Below are 15,387 nucleotides of genomic sequence, written 5' to 3' on the forward strand. Positions count from 1 at the left end.
TACATCACAGTTGCGTCTTTCTATATTCAAAAATCATCTGAAGATTCGTCGACGATAATGATATTTATAGAAAAAGCAGCCAGCCAGGCTGATGGGTGATGCGAAATGAGTAAAGCGGTTATCGCAATTCATGGCGGTGCCGGGGCAATCACCCGTGCACAGCTCAGTCCCGAGCAGGAGAAGCGTTATATCGATGCGCTGAACGCCATTGTGGAAACAGGCCAGCGGATGCTGGAAGCGGGCGACAGCGCGCTGGACGTGGTGACCGAAGCGGTGCGTCTGCTGGAGGAGTGTCCGCTGTTTAATGCCGGTATTGGCTCGGTCTTTACGCGCGATGAAACGCACGAGCTGGATGCCTGCGTGATGGACGGCGTCACCCTGAAAGCGGGCGCGGTAGCGGGCGTCAGTCGTCTGCGTAATCCGGTGCTGGCCGCGCGTCTGGTGATGGAACAAAGCCCGCATGTGCTGCTGGCCGGGGCGGGGGCGGAAAAATTTGCCGTCGAGCACGGTATGGACACGGTCTCGCCCGAGCTTTTTTCCACCGAGGAGCGTTACCGGCAACTGCTGGAGGCCCGTACAGCGGGGATGACGCAGCTGGACCATGCCGCGCCGCTCGATGAACGCAGCAAAATGGGCACGGTAGGCGCGGTGGCGCTGGATAAAGCCGGTAACCTCGCCGCCGCGACGTCGACAGGCGGCATGACCAACAAACTTCCCGGTCGCGTCGGCGACAGCCCGCTGCCGGGGGCCGGGTGTTACGCCAATAACGCCACCGCGGCGGTGTCATGCACCGGCACCGGCGAAGTGTTTATCCGCGCGCTGGCGGCCTACGACATTACCGCACTAATGGATTACGGCGGATTAAGCCTGAGTGAAGCCTGCGAGCGGGTAGTGATGGAGAAGCTGCCGGCGCTGGGCGGGATTGGCGGCTTAATTGCGGTGGATCGGGAGGGCAACGTGGCTCTGCCGTTCAACAGTGAAGGGATGTACCGGGCGTGGGGGTATGCCGGCGATGCGCCCAGCACAGGCATTTATCGTGAATAAGGGGGCATTGCGTGCCGCACCGTGAAGAGCTGGACAACTGCGAAGTGCTGGCTGTCCACCAACTGAATATTGCGTTTCAGGAAGAGCGGCAGTTCATCCCCGCAGTACAGAATTTATCGTTTTCGCTCAGGCGCGGCGAGACGCTGGCGATTGTTGGCGAATCAGGTTCCGGTAAATCCGTTACCGCGCTGGCGCTGATGCGTCTGCTTGAGCAGACGGGCGGGCAGGTCACCAGCGAGCGGATGCTGTTGCGCCGTCGCAACCGTCAGGTTATCGATCTCAACGAGCTGAGCGCGTCCCGGATGCAGGGTGTGCGCGGGGCAGATATTGCGATGATTTTTCAGGAGCCGATGACCTCCCTGAACCCGGTTTTCCCGGTGGGCGAGCAGATTGCCGAATCTATCCGCCTGCATCAGGGACTGAGCGGTGATGAGGCGCTCAACGAAGCAAAACGGATGCTGGAGCTGGTGCGTATCCCTGAGGCGCACGCGATTTTGTCCCGCTACCCGCATCAGCTTTCCGGCGGCATGCGCCAGCGGGTGATGATTGCGATGGCGCTGTCGTGCCGTCCGGCGGTACTCATTGCGGACGAACCCACCACGGCGCTGGATGTCACCATTCAGGCCCAGATCCTGCAACTGATTAAGGTGTTGCAGCAGGAGATGGAGATGGGGGTGATTTTCATCACCCACGATATGGGGGTGGTGGCGGACATTGCCGATCGGGTGCTGGTTATGCATCAGGGCAATGCCGTGGAAACCGGCACGGTGGAGCAGGTCTTTCATGCGCCGGTGCATTCTTATACCAAAGCGCTGCTGGCGGCGGTCCCGCGTCTGGGGGCCATGAATGGCAGTGATTTTCCGCGCCGTTTTCCGCTGATCTCACAGACCGAACAGGGTAAGCAGGAAGACGAAACCGAGCAGGATACGGTGGTTCCCGGCAGGCCAATCCTCGAAGTGCGTGACCTGGTGACCCGTTTCCCGCTGCGTAGCGGGATCCTCAATCGCGTGAAGCGCGAAGTGCATGCGGTTGAAAACGTCAGTTTTGATCTCTGGCCGGGCGAAACGCTGGCGCTGGTGGGGGAGTCCGGCTGCGGTAAATCCACCACCGGACGGGCGCTGCTCAGGCTGGTGGCGTCGCAGGAGGGGAGCATCACCTTCAACGGTGAGCGCATCGACACGCTACCTAACAGTAAATTGCAGGCGGTACGCCGGGATATTCAGTTTATATTCCAGGATCCTTATGCGTCGCTCGATCCGCGCCATACGGTGGGGTACTCGATTATGGAGCCGCTGCGGGTGCATAACCTGCTCGACGGTGAAGACGCGCAGCGCCGCGTCGCGTGGCTGCTGGAGCGCGTGGGCCTGAAGCCGGAGCATGCCTGGCGTTATCCGCACGAATTTTCTGGCGGTCAGCGACAGCGTATCTGCATAGCCCGGGCATTAGCCCTGAATCCGAAGGTGGTGATTGCGGATGAGTCCGTGTCAGCGCTGGATGTCTCCATCCGCGCGCAAATCATCAATCTCCTGCTCGATTTACAGCGGGATTTAGGCATTGCGTTTCTGTTTATCTCCCACGATATGGCGGTGGTGGAGCGGATCAGCCATCGCGTGGCGGTGATGTACATGGGGCAAATAGTTGAAATCGGCCCCCGTCGGGCGGTGTTTGAAAACCCGCAGCACCCGTACACCCGCAAGCTGATGGCCGCCGTACCGGTTGCCGATCCTGAGCATCGTCACGCCCAGCGCGTGCTGTTGCAGGACGAAATGCCGAGCAATATTCGTAAACGGGGCGAAACCCTTGAGCGCGTGGCGCTGCGTGAGGTGGGTCCCGGTCATTTTGTCGCACCACCGCGTCAGGGCAATGCATTCTCGCGGTTATAACTTACAACAGGCAGGAGAACACAATGGTTCCTTTTGTTGCTCGTCAATGGCTGCTTGCCGCGAGCGTGACGGCTGCGCTGGCCGCCGCCCCCGCGTTCGCGGCGAAAGATGTGGTGGTGGCTGTGGGGTCTAACTTCACGACGCTGGATCCGTATGATGCTAACGACACCCTTTCTCAGGCGGTGGCAAAATCTTTCTACCAGGGGCTGTTCGGCCTGGACCGCGAGATGAAGCTGAAAAACGTGCTGGCGGAAGGCTATACCGTGTCGGACGATGGGCTGGTCTATACCGTTAAGCTCCGTACCGGCGTGAAGTTCCAGGACGGCACCGACTTCAACGCCGAGGCGGTTAAGATCAACCTGGACCGTGCCAGCAATCCGGAGAACGGCCTTAAGCGCTACAACCTGTATAAAAATATCGCCAGCACCGAGGCGGTTGACCCGGCGACGGTGAAGATCGTCCTGAAAGAGCCGTTCTCGGCGTTTATCAATATTCTGGCGCATCCCGCGACGGCGATGATTTCGCCCGCCACCCTGAAAAAATACGGCAAAGAGATTGGCTTCCACCCGGTGGGAACCGGGCCGTACGAACTGCTTACCTGGAACCAGACCGATTTTGTGAAGGTGAAAAAATTCGCCGGATACTGGCAGCAGGGGCTGCCGAAGCTGGATACAATCACCTGGCGTCCTGTCGTGGACAACAATACCCGTGCCGCGATGTTGCAAACCGGCGAAGCGCAGTTTGCCTTCCCGATCCCTTACGAACAGGCGGCGCTGCTGGCGAAAAACAGCAAGCTGGAGCTGGTGGCCAGCCCGTCGATTATGCAGCGCTACATCAGCATGAACGTCACGCAGAAACCGTTCGATAACCCGAAGGTGCGCGAAGCCATCAACTACGCCATTAACCGTCAGGCGCTGGTGAAGGTGGCCTTTGCCGGTTACGCCACTCCCGCGACGGGCGTGATGCCGCCAGCCATCGAGTATGCGCAGAGCTACCAGCCATGGCCGTACGATCCGGCGAAAGCGCGGGAGCTGCTGAAAGAGGCGGGCTATCCGAACGGCTTTAGCACCACGCTGTGGTCGTCTCATAACCACAGTACCGCGCAGAAGGTGCTGCAATTTACCCAGCAGCAGCTGGCGCAGGTGGGCATTAAAGCCAGGGTCACGGCGATGGATGCCGGACAGCGAGCGGCGGAAGTAGAAGGCAAAGGGCAGAAAGAGAGCGGCGTGCGGATGTTCTACACCGGCTGGACGGCTTCAACCGGCGAAGCGGACTGGTCCCTGTCGCCGCTGTTCGCTTCCCAGAACTGGCCGCCAACGCTGTTCAATACCGCGTTCTACAGTAATCCGCAGGTGGATAAAGATCTGGCCGATGCCCTGAAAACCACCAAACCGGAAGAGAAAGCGCGCCTGTACAAAGAGGCGCAGGACATTATCTGGAAAGAGTCGCCGTGGGTGCCGCTGGTGGTGGAAAAACTGGTCTCAGCCCACAACAAAGCGCTGACCGGTTTTTACATCATGCCGGATACGGGCTTTAGCTTTGATGACGCGGATTTAAAATAAAACTCATGCTGAATTATGTGTGTAAACGCCTGCTGGGGCTTATCCCGACGCTGCTGATTGTGGCCGTGCTGGTGTTTTTGTTTGTCCATATGCTGCCCGGCGATCCGGCGCGTTTGATTGCCGGACCGGAAGCGGATGCGACGGTTATTGAACTGGTGCGTAAACAGCTCGGTCTTGACCAGCCGCTGTACAGGCAATTTCTGCGTTACATTGGCAATGTCCTTCAGGGCGATTTCGGCATCTCAATGGTGTCGCGTCGTCCGGTGTCGGAGGAGATTGCCAGCCGCTTTATGCCTACCTTCTGGTTAACGATTGCCAGTATGAGCTGGGCGGTTGTGTTTGGCCTGGGCGCGGGGATTGTCGCCGCCGTCTGGCGCAACCGCTGGCCGGATAAGCTCGGTATGGCGCTGGCGGTCACCGGCATCTCTTTCCCGGCGTTTGCGCTGGGCATGCTACTGATGCAGATTTTCTCCGTTGAGCTGGGCTGGTTGCCGACCGTCGGGGCCGACACCTGGAAGCACTACATTCTTCCCTCTATGACGCTTGGCGCGGCCGTTGCGGCGGTGATGGCCCGGTTTACCCGCGCCTCGTTTGTCGACGTGCTGAGCGAAGATTACATTCGCACCGCGCGGGCAAAAGGGGTGAGTGAGAAATGGGTCATTCTGAAGCATGGTTTTCGTAATGCGATGATACCGGTAGTCACGATGATGGGGCTACAGTTCGGCTTCCTGCTGGGCGGCTCTATTGTGGTTGAGAAGGTCTTCAACTGGCCGGGGCTGGGGCGCCTGCTGGTCGACTCGGTCGATATGCGTGACTATCCGGTCATTCAGGCTGAAGTCCTGCTTTTCTCGCTGGAGTTTATTCTTATCAACTTAGTGGTGGATGTGCTGTACGCCGCCATTAACCCGGCCATCAGGTATAAGTAAGATGCGATTACTGAACTGGCGTCGCCAGGCCATTTTAAACGCTATGCCGGGGATCAGGCCGGACCATATTCGCACCCCGTGGATTGAGTTCTGGCGTCGATTCCGTCGTCAGCCCGTCGCTATGGTCGCCGGGTTGTTTGTGTTACTGCTGATCCTGGTGGCGATTATCGCCCCCTGGTTAGCCCCGTTTGATGCGGAAAACTACTTCGATTACGACCGGCTGAACGATGGACCGTCGATGATGCACTGGTTTGGCGTGGACTCGCTCGGGCGCGATATTTTCAGCCGCGTGCTGGTAGGGGCGCAGATCTCGCTGGCGGCCGGGGTCTTTGCGGTGCTGATGGGCGCAGCAATTGGCACCGTGTTGGGGCTGGTGGCCGGGTACTACGAAGGCTGGTGGGACCGCATCATCATGCGTATCTGCGATGTGCTGTTTGCCTTTCCTGGTATTCTGCTGGCGATTGCCGTGGTGGCGGTGATGGGCAGCGGCATGGCGAACGTCATCATCGCCGTGGCGGTATTCTCGATTCCCGCTTTCGCGCGTCTGGTACGTGGCAACACGCTGGTGCTGAAGCAGCAGACATTTATCGAGTCGGCGCGCAGCATGGGAGCCAGCGATGCCACCATCCTGTTCAGCCATATTCTGCCGGGAACGGTCTCGTCTATCGTGGTCTATTTCACCATGCGCATAGGCGTGTCGATTATCTCGGCGGCCAGCCTGTCGTTTCTGGGGTTAGGCGCACAGCCGCCGACGCCGGAGTGGGGCGCGATGCTGAACGAGGCGCGGGCGGATATGGTGATTGCGCCACACGTGGCGATCTTCCCGAGCCTGGCGATTTTCCTGACCGTGCTGGCGTTTAATTTACTGGGGGATGGGCTGCGCGACGCGCTGGATCCGCGGATAAAAGGGTAGTGCTGTGGAATGTGCCGGGTGGCGGCGACGCCTTACCCGGCCTGGAACAGAGGCGTGGGGAGATTAAACCCGGCTGCCCCACAAATCATACTCGTCGGCGTTTTCGATCTTCACGCGAATAATATCGCCCGGCTTGACGTTGGTTTCGCCGTTCAGGTACACCGCGCCGCCGATTTCAGGCGCATCCGCCATGCTGCGGCCAATCGCGCCTTCTTCGTCCACTTCGTCGATAATCACCAGAATTTCGCGGCCCACTTTCTCCTGCAAGCGTTCAGCAGAGATCTGCTGTTGCAGCTGCATAAAGCGGTTCCAGCGCTCCTCTTTTACCTCTTCCGGTACCTGGTCCGCCAGCTCGTTGGCCGTTGCGCCTTCAACCGGGCTGTACTTGAAGCAGCCGACGCGATCCAGACGCGCCTCTTTCAGGAAGTCGAGCAGCATCTGGAAATCTTCTTCGGTTTCACCCGGGAAGCCGACAATAAAGGTGGAGCGCAGGGTCAGATCCGGACAGATTTCACGCCACTGCTTGATGCGCGCCAGCTGGCGGTCAACGGAGCCAGGGCGTTTCATCAGCTTCAGAATGCGCGGGCTGGCATGCTGTAGCGGGATATCCAGGTACGGCAGGATTTTGCCTTCCGCCATCAGCGGGATCACATCGTCAACGTGCGGGTACGGGTAGACGTAGTGCAGACGCGTCCAGATCCCGAGCTTAGCCAGCTGCTCGCACAGGCCGACCATGCTGGTTTTCACTGGCTCACCGTTGTGGAAACCGGAACGGTGTTTAACGTCCACGCCGTAGGCGGAGGTGTCCTGGGAGATGACCAGCAGCTCCTTCACGCCCGCGTCGGCCAGGCGTTTGGCTTCTGCCAGCACCTCGCCAATCGGACGGCTCACCAGATCGCCACGCATCGACGGGATGATGCAGAAGGTGCAGCGATGGTTGCAGCCTTCGGAAATTTTCAGGTAGGCGTAGTGGCGCGGCGTCAGCTTCACGCCCTGTTCCGGCACCAGGCTCAGGAACGGGTTGTGCTTTGGTTTGGGGACGTAGTGATGAACATGTTCCAGCACCTGCTCGTAGCTGTGTGGACCGGTGATCTCCAGCACCTTCGGGTGCACTTCACGGATCTGGTCTTCTTTTGCGCCCAGGCAGCCGGTCACAATCACTTTGCCGTTTTCCGTCAGGGCTTCACCAATGGCTTCCAGGGATTCCTGAACCGCGCTGTCGATAAAGCCGCAGGTGTTGACGATCACCATGTCGGCGTTGTCGTAGCTTGGCACCACGTCATAGCCTTCAGTGCGAAGTTCAGTCAGGATGCGTTCGGAGTCCACCAGGTTCTTCGGGCAGCCCAGGGAGACAAAGCCGATTTTCGGCGGGTGCGTAACATTGCTCATAGGTTAAAAATTAATCAATTATGGAGTTATCAGGGCGGGATTTTACAGCGTATCGCAGGGGATTTATACACTCTTGATGGCGCAGTTGAGGCCGGCAATCGTTGTAACATTGTAAAGAATGTTAATCAGTTATCGTTTATTGATCCCAGGCATTACATTGTACAAAAAATGACCTTATTCTTAATGAGGTAACATGGCTGACAGAGGAGGAATAGCATGTCCGTTGACAGACTGAAACGCGATCTGCTTAACAAGCTGATCAACGCCCGAATCGACCTGGCTGCATATCTGCAACTCCGCAAGGCGAAAGGGTATATGTCAGTCAGCGAAAGCGAAAATCTGCGTGATAACTTCTTTGAACTTTGCAATTTCATGCGTGAAAAAGCACCCATCCTGAAAGCGCACTACGCTGAAAGCGAATTAGTGGCGCTGCGCCGCGCCGCCGAGGTGCTCTCCATCGCCGGGGTCTGTTTGATGAACGGACGTCACGACTGCCCGAATTTTATTGCCGTTAACGCGGAGAAGCTTGAAAACTGCCTGACCACGCTCGCGCTTTGCATCATGTGTCTGAACAAGCCGGAAACGCTTGCCCGGCACTGAACCCGGGGGAGGCAACTCCCCCTTCTGATTAAGCTTTTGTAAAAGTGGTAACGCACCCGGGAACAGTGGCTAATCTTTAAGCCATATGTCGATAAAGGAGTGCGTTATGCCTCGATCCTCGCTGATTTTCCTTCCAGTCTTGTTATTCCCGCTTTCACTGCTTGCAGCGCCTGAGACGGTTAAGGTCGACGTGCTACAGACAAAACTGGATCACCCCTGGTCGCTGGCGTTTCTGCCAGATAACAAGGGGCTGCTCATCACGCTCAAAGACGGGCAGCTTAAGCACTGGCAGGCAGGGAAAGGGCTCTCCGATCCGATTGTCGGCGTGCCGAAAGTGTGGGCGAGCGGCCAGGGCGGACTGCTGGACGTCGCGCTGGCCCCGGATTTTGCACAATCACGGCGGGTCTGGCTCAGCTTCGCCGAGGCAGGTAATGATGGCAAAGCGGGTACCGCGGTGGGCTATGGGCGGTTGAGCGATGACCTGTCGCGCATTGAGGGCTTCCAGGTGGTGTTCCGACAGATGCCGAAGCTCTCTACCGGCAACCACTTTGGCGGACGGCTGGTGTTCGACGGCAAAGGCCATCTCTTTATTGGCCTGGGTGAAAACAACCAGCGCCCGACGGCGCAGGATCTGGACAAGCTTCAGGGCAAGGTGGTGCGCCTGACGGAGGACGGAAAAGTGCCACCGGATAATCCGTTTGTGAACACCGCCGGAGCGCGCCCGGAAATCTGGTCCTATGGCATTCGCAACCCGCAGGGAATGGCGATGAACCCGTGGAGTGACACGCTGTGGCTCAACGAACACGGACCACGCGGTGGGGATGAGATTAACATTCCTGAGAAGGGCAAAAACTACGGCTGGCCCCTGGCGACGCACGGGATCAATTACAGCGGGCTGAAAATCCCGGAAGCGAAAGGCGAGCACGTTGAGGGCACTGAAAAACCACTGTTTGTCTGGAAAGTGTCGCCCGCCGTCAGCGGCATGGCGTTCTACAACAGCGACGTCTTCCCGCAGTGGAAAAACAAGCTGTTTATCGGCGCGCTGAAGGAGAAAGACGTCATCGTGCTGAGCGTGAAGGGTAATACCGTGACGGAGGATGGGCGAATTCTTGGGGATAAAGATCAGCGTATCCGCGATGTGCGCGTCGGGCCGGATGGTTATCTGTACGTGCTGACCGACGAGACGGACGGGCAGCTTTGGAAAGTCAGCCCGTCCGGGTCGTAATCAGGTCACCGGGATCATCACCACGTTGCGATACGCCGGGCGCTCGCTGAGCTGCTGGATCCAGCGCTCAAGGTGAGGGCGCGGGGTCCAGCTGAGACCCATGTTAGTGAGGTTCCAGACGAAGGGGGCGACGGCGATATCGCCCACGCCGAACGTGTCGCCGGAGAACCAGGTATGCTTCGCCAGTTCGTCGTCCATCATCGCAAACAGCGACTCGCACGCGTCCTGGGCGGCATGAATGGCGGGATAATCACGATCGGCTTCCGGCGTACGGATAAGCCCCATCAGGATCACGCGGTGCGTGGGGGAAAGCGTCTGGTTTGCCCAGTCCATCCATTTTTCGCCCTGCGCGCGCTGGGCCGGATTTTCAACCCACAGGCGACCCTGGCCGTACTGCGCGGCGAGATAACGCACAATGGTATTGGACTCCCACAGCGTGGCGTCTGTCTCGTCATCGCGCAGCAACGGCACCAGCCCGTTTGGGTTCATCGCCAGATAGTCGGCGTCTTTATTCACCCCGAACGCCATGCCAGCCATAATTTGGTTGAACGGTAAATCCAGCTCCTCCAGCGTCCAGAGCACTTTCTTCACGTTAGTCGAATTGTTCCTGCCCCACAGCGTAATCATATTTACTCCCGATGAGATGTGAATCCGAGTCAGCTTTTCGCCATGGTGAGATAAACCTAACAATTACGCAACAGATGCTAAAAAAAACGCCGCAATCAAAGCGTATCTGAATGTTATTGCATAAACTTTAAAAACTTTACCTGGAACAGGTTTCTTTGAAGGCTGTAGTGCGCTATTACTCATCGCTTCTTGCGACACGGTGATTGTGACGTGATTTTTAGAATGGACACTCGGGTGGCATTTATGACGCAAAAAACTTCTTCTCTGCGCAGCCTGGCGGCAGGCTCGGCGCTGCTTTTCCTTTTTGCCCCAACGCTTCATGCGGCGGAACAGACAGCGCCCGAAGCGCCGCCTGTTGATGCGCGCGCCTGGATCCTGATGGATTACGCCAGCGGGAAAGTGCTGGCGGAAGGTAACGCCGACGAAAAACTCGACCCGGCGAGCCTGACGAAAATTATGACCAGCTATGTGGTCGGCCAGGCGTTAAAAGCAGGCAAGATCAAGCTGAATGACATGGTCACCGTCGGGAAAGATGCCTGGGCGACCGGTAACCCGGCGCTGCGCGGCTCGTCCGTGATGTTCCTGAAGCCCGGTGATCAGGTCTCCGTTTCCGATCTGAATAAAGGGGTCATTATTCAGTCGGGAAATGATGCCTGTATTGCGCTGGCCGATTACGTCGCGGGCAGTCAGGACTCGTTTATTGGGCTGATGAATGGCTACGCGAAAAAACTGGGTCTGACCAATACCACCTTTAAAACCGTTCACGGCCTGGATGCGCCGGGTCAGTTCAGTACCGCGCGCGATATGGCGCTGCTGGGCAAAGCGCTGATCCATGACGTTCCGGATGAGTACGCCATCCATAAAGAGAAAGAGTTTACCTTCAATAATATTCGCCAGCCTAACCGTAACCGCCTGCTCTGGAGCAGTAACGTTAACGTGGACGGCATGAAAACCGGTACAACTGCCGGGGCCGGATACAACCTGGTGGCTTCTGCGACGCAGGGCGATATGCGCCTGATCTCGGTGGTGCTGGGCACGAAAACCGACCGCATTCGTTTTAACGAGTCAGAAAAACTGCTGACCTGGGGTTTCCGCTTCTTTGAAACCGTCACGCCGATTAAGCCGGACGCCACCTTCGTCAGCCAGCGCGTCTGGTTTGGTGATAAAAGTGAAGTAAACCTGGGGGCAGGTGAAGCGGGGTCCGTCACCATTCCACGCGGCCAGCTGAAAAACCTGAAAGCCAGCTATACCCTGACCGAGCCACAGCTGACCGCGCCGTTAAAAAAAGGCCAGGTGGTCGGGACGATAGATTTCCAGCTTAACGGCAAATCCATTGAGCAGCGTCCGCTGGTGGTAATGGAAGCGGTGGAAGAGGGCGGCTTCTTCAGCCGGATATGGGACTTTGTGTTAATGAAATTCCACGGCTGGTTTGGCAGCTGGTTCAGCTAAGTTTTTGCCGGGTGGCGGCTTCGCCTTACCCGGCATAACCTCAATACATCAACTTCACCTGCTGCGCTTTCGCGTATGCCACCAGCTCGTCATCCGGGCGGCAATCACTGACGATGGCGTCAAAGCGCGACAGCTCTCCCATTCTTGCCGGACGGACCTTGCCAAATTTACTGTGATCAACCACCAGCACATGCTGCTGTGCGGCGTTGAGCGCCCACTGTTTCACCGGTAACTCTTCAAGATTAAAACAGGTTGCCCCCTGTTTCACATTCACGCCCGCCGCAGAGTAAAAGGCGATATCCGGGCATACATTGCTCAGCGTGTCCTGAATATTCAGCGGTTTGAAAATGGCGTTGCTGGCATGAAATTCGCCGCCACACAAAATCACCCGGCACGCCGGTTTCTCCTGCAAGGCCAGGAAGGTGTTTAGCGAATAACAGACGGCGGTAAAGGGAACGGTGCTGTCGATGGCCTCGATGATCCACGGGGTTGTCGTACCGCAGTCAAAAAAAAGCGTTTGATGCGGCTGCACCAGCGAGGCGGCGAGCCGCGCGGCTTTGCGCTTCTCCTCCACCAGGCGTGTTTTTTGATCGCTTAACAGATAATGGCTGGCGCTACGCGGCTCCAGAACAATATACCCGCCAAGCAGCACAACGGGGGCGCTGTCGCTGTTCAGATCGCGACGAATGGTCATTTCAGACACGCCAAGCAGGGTAGCGGCTTCCTTAAGATGCAGCTTATCGCTGCGCTTCAGCGCCTGGAGCAGCTGAGCAATGCGGTCATCGCGACGTGTTTCCATAGATCCTCGGGCTAAAAAAGTGAGCCCCCGCAGGGCGGGGGCTCAAGTGTAACCTGACGGACCGGGGTTAGTCACGTATCCAGCCTTTGCGGATCGGAAGGGCAAACAGAACGCGATAGGCCTGTGATAATCCACGATAAAGCGCCGGACCAAAGAGGCTCCACAGGATGGCTGCGCTGACGCAGCCCATCAGTCCCACCAGGAAACCGCCGACCATATCCAGCGGCCAGTGCACGCCCAGGTAGACGCGGGACCAGGCGATGGCGACCGCCACGCCCATCAGCACTACGCCGGACCACAGGCGATGCCAGAACAGGAAGGCCAGCGCAAAGGTGAAGATCACCGTGCCGTGATCGCTCGGGAACGAGTCGTCCGGCGCATGGTGCAGGAAGTTGTAGCCGACGCGATCGACAAACGGACGATCGTGTGGGAAGGCGTGGCCCAGCACGTAGCTTGCCAGCACGCTGACGCCGATCGCCATCGCCATTTTGATCACCAGATGGCGCTGGGCGGTGACCTGTGTACGAGGTCCCCATAACCAGAGGATCACCGCCAGCGCCGGTACGATGCTGATCACATCTTTCGCAATGAAGGTGGCGAGATCGATCATCCATTCCGGTGACGACGGCGTGGCGTTGAGCAGGTAAAACAGTTCGTAGTTCAGATTTTCTAACATAATCTCGTTACTCTTTAGCAAACCAGGCGGAAACCAGCCCGTAAACCAGCACCTGGGAAAACCAGACCCACCACCCGGCCCACAGGTTGTGAGAGAAAAAATGCGCGCCGCGCATGACCTGCCCGAATCCCATCAGCAGCCCCATAACAACGCCCAACGCGACAAAGGTCCAGGCCAGGCGTGGACGTTCACGCCAGAAGGCAAAAAACAGCCCCATCACCATAAACCCGCTTGAGGCGTGGCCGCCGGGAAAGCAGCGTCCCGGTCCGCTGTCTGCCGGAATCGCGCTGAACAGGGGATACGAGACGGCTTTGCCGCCATACTCCACCAGATCCCACGGACAGCTGTGGTGGCTCATGCTTTTCAGGGCTCCTACAACGAGCGCGCCCAGACCCATCAGAAGCGCGGCTGTCACCAGCCGGGCATTGCGTCTGTAAGTCCCGTAAACCAGCGCGATGACGGCCAGGGCAATGGCCACATATTTCGCCAGCCGATGGTTGAGCAGATCCAGCAGCGGATTTTGCTGTAGCGGGAAATGATGCGTCGCCGCGTCATACCAGAAGCCGGTGATCCATCGGTCAAGCGATTCATCGCGCGAAAGCCAGGTAAAAAGCAGCGCAAGGACGATCAGCACGAAAAGCTGATAACCATAAAAGCGGGCAGGCAAACGGTAAAGGCGTTTTGTCTTATTTGTCGGTAACTTAGATAATTCTGAAGGGCTGACGGCGTGTGTCATAGTTTCGGTCAATAACGTGAAATAGCACTATCATAAGGAGGGCAACTTAAGGAAACCTTAAACAACAACGATAAGTGCCTTATTTCTGTTTTTTCACGTTAATTTGCTATCTCAGACAGCGACAATTCATTACACTCATCGCGATTTTTTCATATTAAAGAGATTGCATGATAAACCGTTCTTCTTCCGGTAATCGTCTGGGTCGTCAGGCGTTACTTTTTCCTCTGTGTCTGGTGCTTTACGAATTCTCTACCTACATCGGCAACGACATGATCCAGCCAGGCATGCTGGCTGTGGTTGAGCAGTACAACGCAGGTATTGAGTGGGTACCTACATCGATGACCGCCTATCTCGCGGGCGGCATGTTTTTACAGTGGCTTTTAGGGCCGCTGTCGGATCGTATTGGCCGCCGCCCGGTGATGCTGACGGGCGTGGTATGGTTTATCGTCACCTGTCTCGCCACGCTGCTGGCGCAGAACATTGAGCAGTTTACGTTGCTGCGTTTCCTTCAGGGCGTGAGCCTGTGCTTTATTGGTGCCGTGGGCTACGCCGCTATTCAGGAGTCGTTTGAGGAGGCGGTATGTATCAAAATTACCGCGCTGATGGCGAACGTGGCGCTGATTGCACCGCTTCTGGGGCCGCTGGTGGGAGCCGCATGGGTCCACGTCGCGCCGTGGGAAGGGATGTTCGTGCTCTTTGCCGCGCTTGCGGCCATCTCTTTCTTTGGTCTGCACCGTGCGATGCCGGAGACCGCCACCCGCCTGGGCGAAAAGCTCTCGCTTAAAGAGCTGGGGCGTGATTATAAGGCGGTGCTGAAAAACGGCCGTTTTGTCGCGGGCGCGCTGGCGACGGGCTTTGTCAGCCTGCCGCTGCTGGCGTGGATTGCCCAGTCGCCGGTCATTATCATCAGCGGCGAACAGCTTAGCAGCTATGAGTATGGCCTGTTACAGGTGCCGATTTTTGGCGCGCTGATTATCGGTAACCTGGTGCTGGCGCGTCTGACGTCACGCCGTACCGTGCGTTCGCTGATTATTATGGGCGGTTGGCCCATAGCGGCAGGGCTGATTATCGCGGCGGTGGCGACCGTAGCCTCGTCTCATGCGTACCTGTGGATGACGGCGGGGCTGAGCATTTACGCGTTTGGTATCGGCGTGGCGAATGCCGGTCTGGTACGCCTGACGCTGTTCGCCAGTGAAATGAGTAAAGGCACGGTGTCTGCCGCGATGGGGATGCTGCAAATGCTGATTTTCACCGTCGGAATTGAGGTGAGCAAGCATGCTTATGCTTTTGGCGGAAACGGGCTCTTCAGCCTGTTCAATCTCGCCAACGGTGTGCTGTGGGTAGGTCTGATGGTGGTGTTCCTGAAGGACAAACGCGTCGGAAATGCCCTGCAACCGTAATCCTTATTCCCTCTCCCCCCTGGGCGAGCTCGGGACAGTTCCCTCTCCCTGTGGGCTGAGGGATCCCCAGTAATTTGAAAGCAAAAGCGATAACGTTGCCTCAGAATAACTGAGGGCTTTCAGCGATGCCTCGGTCCGGCTGTAAATCGCTGAGGCGT

Annotated in this window: 14 protein-coding genes; 9 read left to right on the forward strand and 5 right to left on the reverse strand. The window is 57.6% G+C overall.

The features are described from left to right. Positions 1–105: 105 nt before the first annotated feature. From iaaA to gsiD, 5 genes are read left to right on the forward strand one after another with little or no spacing between them, the layout of a single operon-like run. Entirely contained in the window at positions 106–1,044 is a 939-nt protein-coding gene (iaaA, locus tag ACOTXL_RS08755; protein ID WP_023315701.1) for a beta-aspartyl-peptidase, read from the forward strand. 11 nt (positions 1,045–1,055) lie between these two features. After that, the gene (gsiA, locus tag ACOTXL_RS08760) at positions 1,056–2,927 is read left to right on the forward strand and encodes a glutathione ABC transporter ATP-binding protein GsiA (protein WP_023324373.1); all 1,872 of its coding nucleotides are present in this window, start codon (positions 1,056–1,058) and stop codon (positions 2,925–2,927) included. Between the two features lie 23 nt (positions 2,928–2,950). Then, complete coding sequence (gsiB, locus tag ACOTXL_RS08765) at positions 2,951–4,489, forward strand: glutathione ABC transporter substrate-binding protein GsiB (protein ID WP_045350687.1); 1,539 nt, start codon at positions 2,951–2,953, stop codon at positions 4,487–4,489. Between the two features lie 5 nt (positions 4,490–4,494). Then, on the forward strand, positions 4,495–5,415 hold the full coding sequence (gene gsiC / locus ACOTXL_RS08770) for a glutathione ABC transporter permease GsiC (RefSeq protein WP_006809475.1): 921 nt from the start codon (positions 4,495–4,497) through the stop codon (positions 5,413–5,415). 1 nt (position 5,416) lies between these two features. Continuing rightward, positions 5,417–6,328, forward strand: a complete 912-nt coding sequence (gene gsiD / locus ACOTXL_RS08775; RefSeq protein WP_003858425.1) for a glutathione ABC transporter permease GsiD — start codon at positions 5,417–5,419, stop codon at positions 6,326–6,328. 63 nt (positions 6,329–6,391) lie between these two features. Here the strand turns inward: gsiD and rimO are convergent, their stop codons facing one another. Beyond that, positions 6,392–7,717, reverse strand: coding sequence for a 30S ribosomal protein S12 methylthiotransferase RimO (rimO, locus tag ACOTXL_RS08780; RefSeq protein ID WP_045350686.1), 1,326 nt, complete (start codon positions 7,715–7,717; stop codon positions 6,392–6,394). 216 nt (positions 7,718–7,933) lie between these two features. On the opposite strand from rimO, the gene bssR reads away from it, so the two are divergent. Together bssR and ACOTXL_RS08790 are read left to right on the forward strand one after the other, a co-directional pair. Continuing rightward, a complete protein-coding gene (bssR, locus tag ACOTXL_RS08785) occupies positions 7,934–8,317 on the forward strand; it encodes a biofilm formation regulator BssR (RefSeq protein ID WP_003858412.1) in 384 nt (127 codons plus the stop codon). 106 nt (positions 8,318–8,423) lie between these two features. Beyond that, positions 8,424–9,542: a PQQ-dependent sugar dehydrogenase gene (locus ACOTXL_RS08790; protein ID WP_045350685.1), complete on the forward strand. Its 1,119-nt coding sequence runs from the start codon at positions 8,424–8,426 to the stop codon at positions 9,540–9,542. Here ACOTXL_RS08790 and ACOTXL_RS08795 read toward each other — a convergent pair whose 3' ends face one another. Then, positions 9,543–10,169: a glutathione S-transferase family protein gene (locus ACOTXL_RS08795; protein ID WP_003858411.1), complete on the reverse strand. Its 627-nt coding sequence runs from the start codon at positions 10,167–10,169 to the stop codon at positions 9,543–9,545. Positions 10,170–10,412: 243 nt separating this feature from the next. Between ACOTXL_RS08795 and dacC the strand changes: the two genes are divergently transcribed. Beyond that, a complete protein-coding gene (gene dacC / locus ACOTXL_RS08800) occupies positions 10,413–11,618 on the forward strand; it encodes a serine-type D-Ala-D-Ala carboxypeptidase (protein ID WP_022650677.1) in 1,206 nt (401 codons plus the stop codon). A 40-nt stretch (positions 11,619–11,658) separates the two neighbouring features. On the opposite strand, the gene deoR is transcribed toward dacC, so the two are convergent. From deoR to ACOTXL_RS08815, 3 genes are all read right to left on the reverse strand, one after another. Next, positions 11,659–12,417, reverse strand: coding sequence for a DNA-binding transcriptional repressor DeoR (gene deoR / locus ACOTXL_RS08805; protein ID WP_022650678.1), 759 nt, complete (start codon positions 12,415–12,417; stop codon positions 11,659–11,661). Positions 12,418–12,484: 67 nt separating this feature from the next. Next, positions 12,485–13,093: an undecaprenyl-diphosphate phosphatase gene (ybjG, locus tag ACOTXL_RS08810; RefSeq protein WP_003858405.1), complete on the reverse strand. Its 609-nt coding sequence runs from the start codon at positions 13,091–13,093 to the stop codon at positions 12,485–12,487. 7 nt (positions 13,094–13,100) lie between these two features. Continuing rightward, the gene (locus ACOTXL_RS08815; RefSeq protein ID WP_032657833.1) at positions 13,101–13,829 is read right to left on the reverse strand and encodes a phosphatase PAP2 family protein; all 729 of its coding nucleotides are present in this window, start codon (positions 13,827–13,829) and stop codon (positions 13,101–13,103) included. A 167-nt stretch (positions 13,830–13,996) separates the two neighbouring features. On the opposite strand from ACOTXL_RS08815, the gene ACOTXL_RS08820 reads away from it, so the two are divergent. Next, complete coding sequence (locus ACOTXL_RS08820) at positions 13,997–15,229, forward strand: MFS transporter (RefSeq protein ID WP_023315707.1); 1,233 nt, start codon at positions 13,997–13,999, stop codon at positions 15,227–15,229. Positions 15,230–15,387 lie beyond the last annotated feature (158 nt).

This window comes from Enterobacter cloacae complex sp. IR5402 (assembly GCF_049238125.1).
Lineage (GTDB): Bacteria > Pseudomonadota > Gammaproteobacteria > Enterobacterales > Enterobacteriaceae > Enterobacter > Enterobacter hormaechei_C.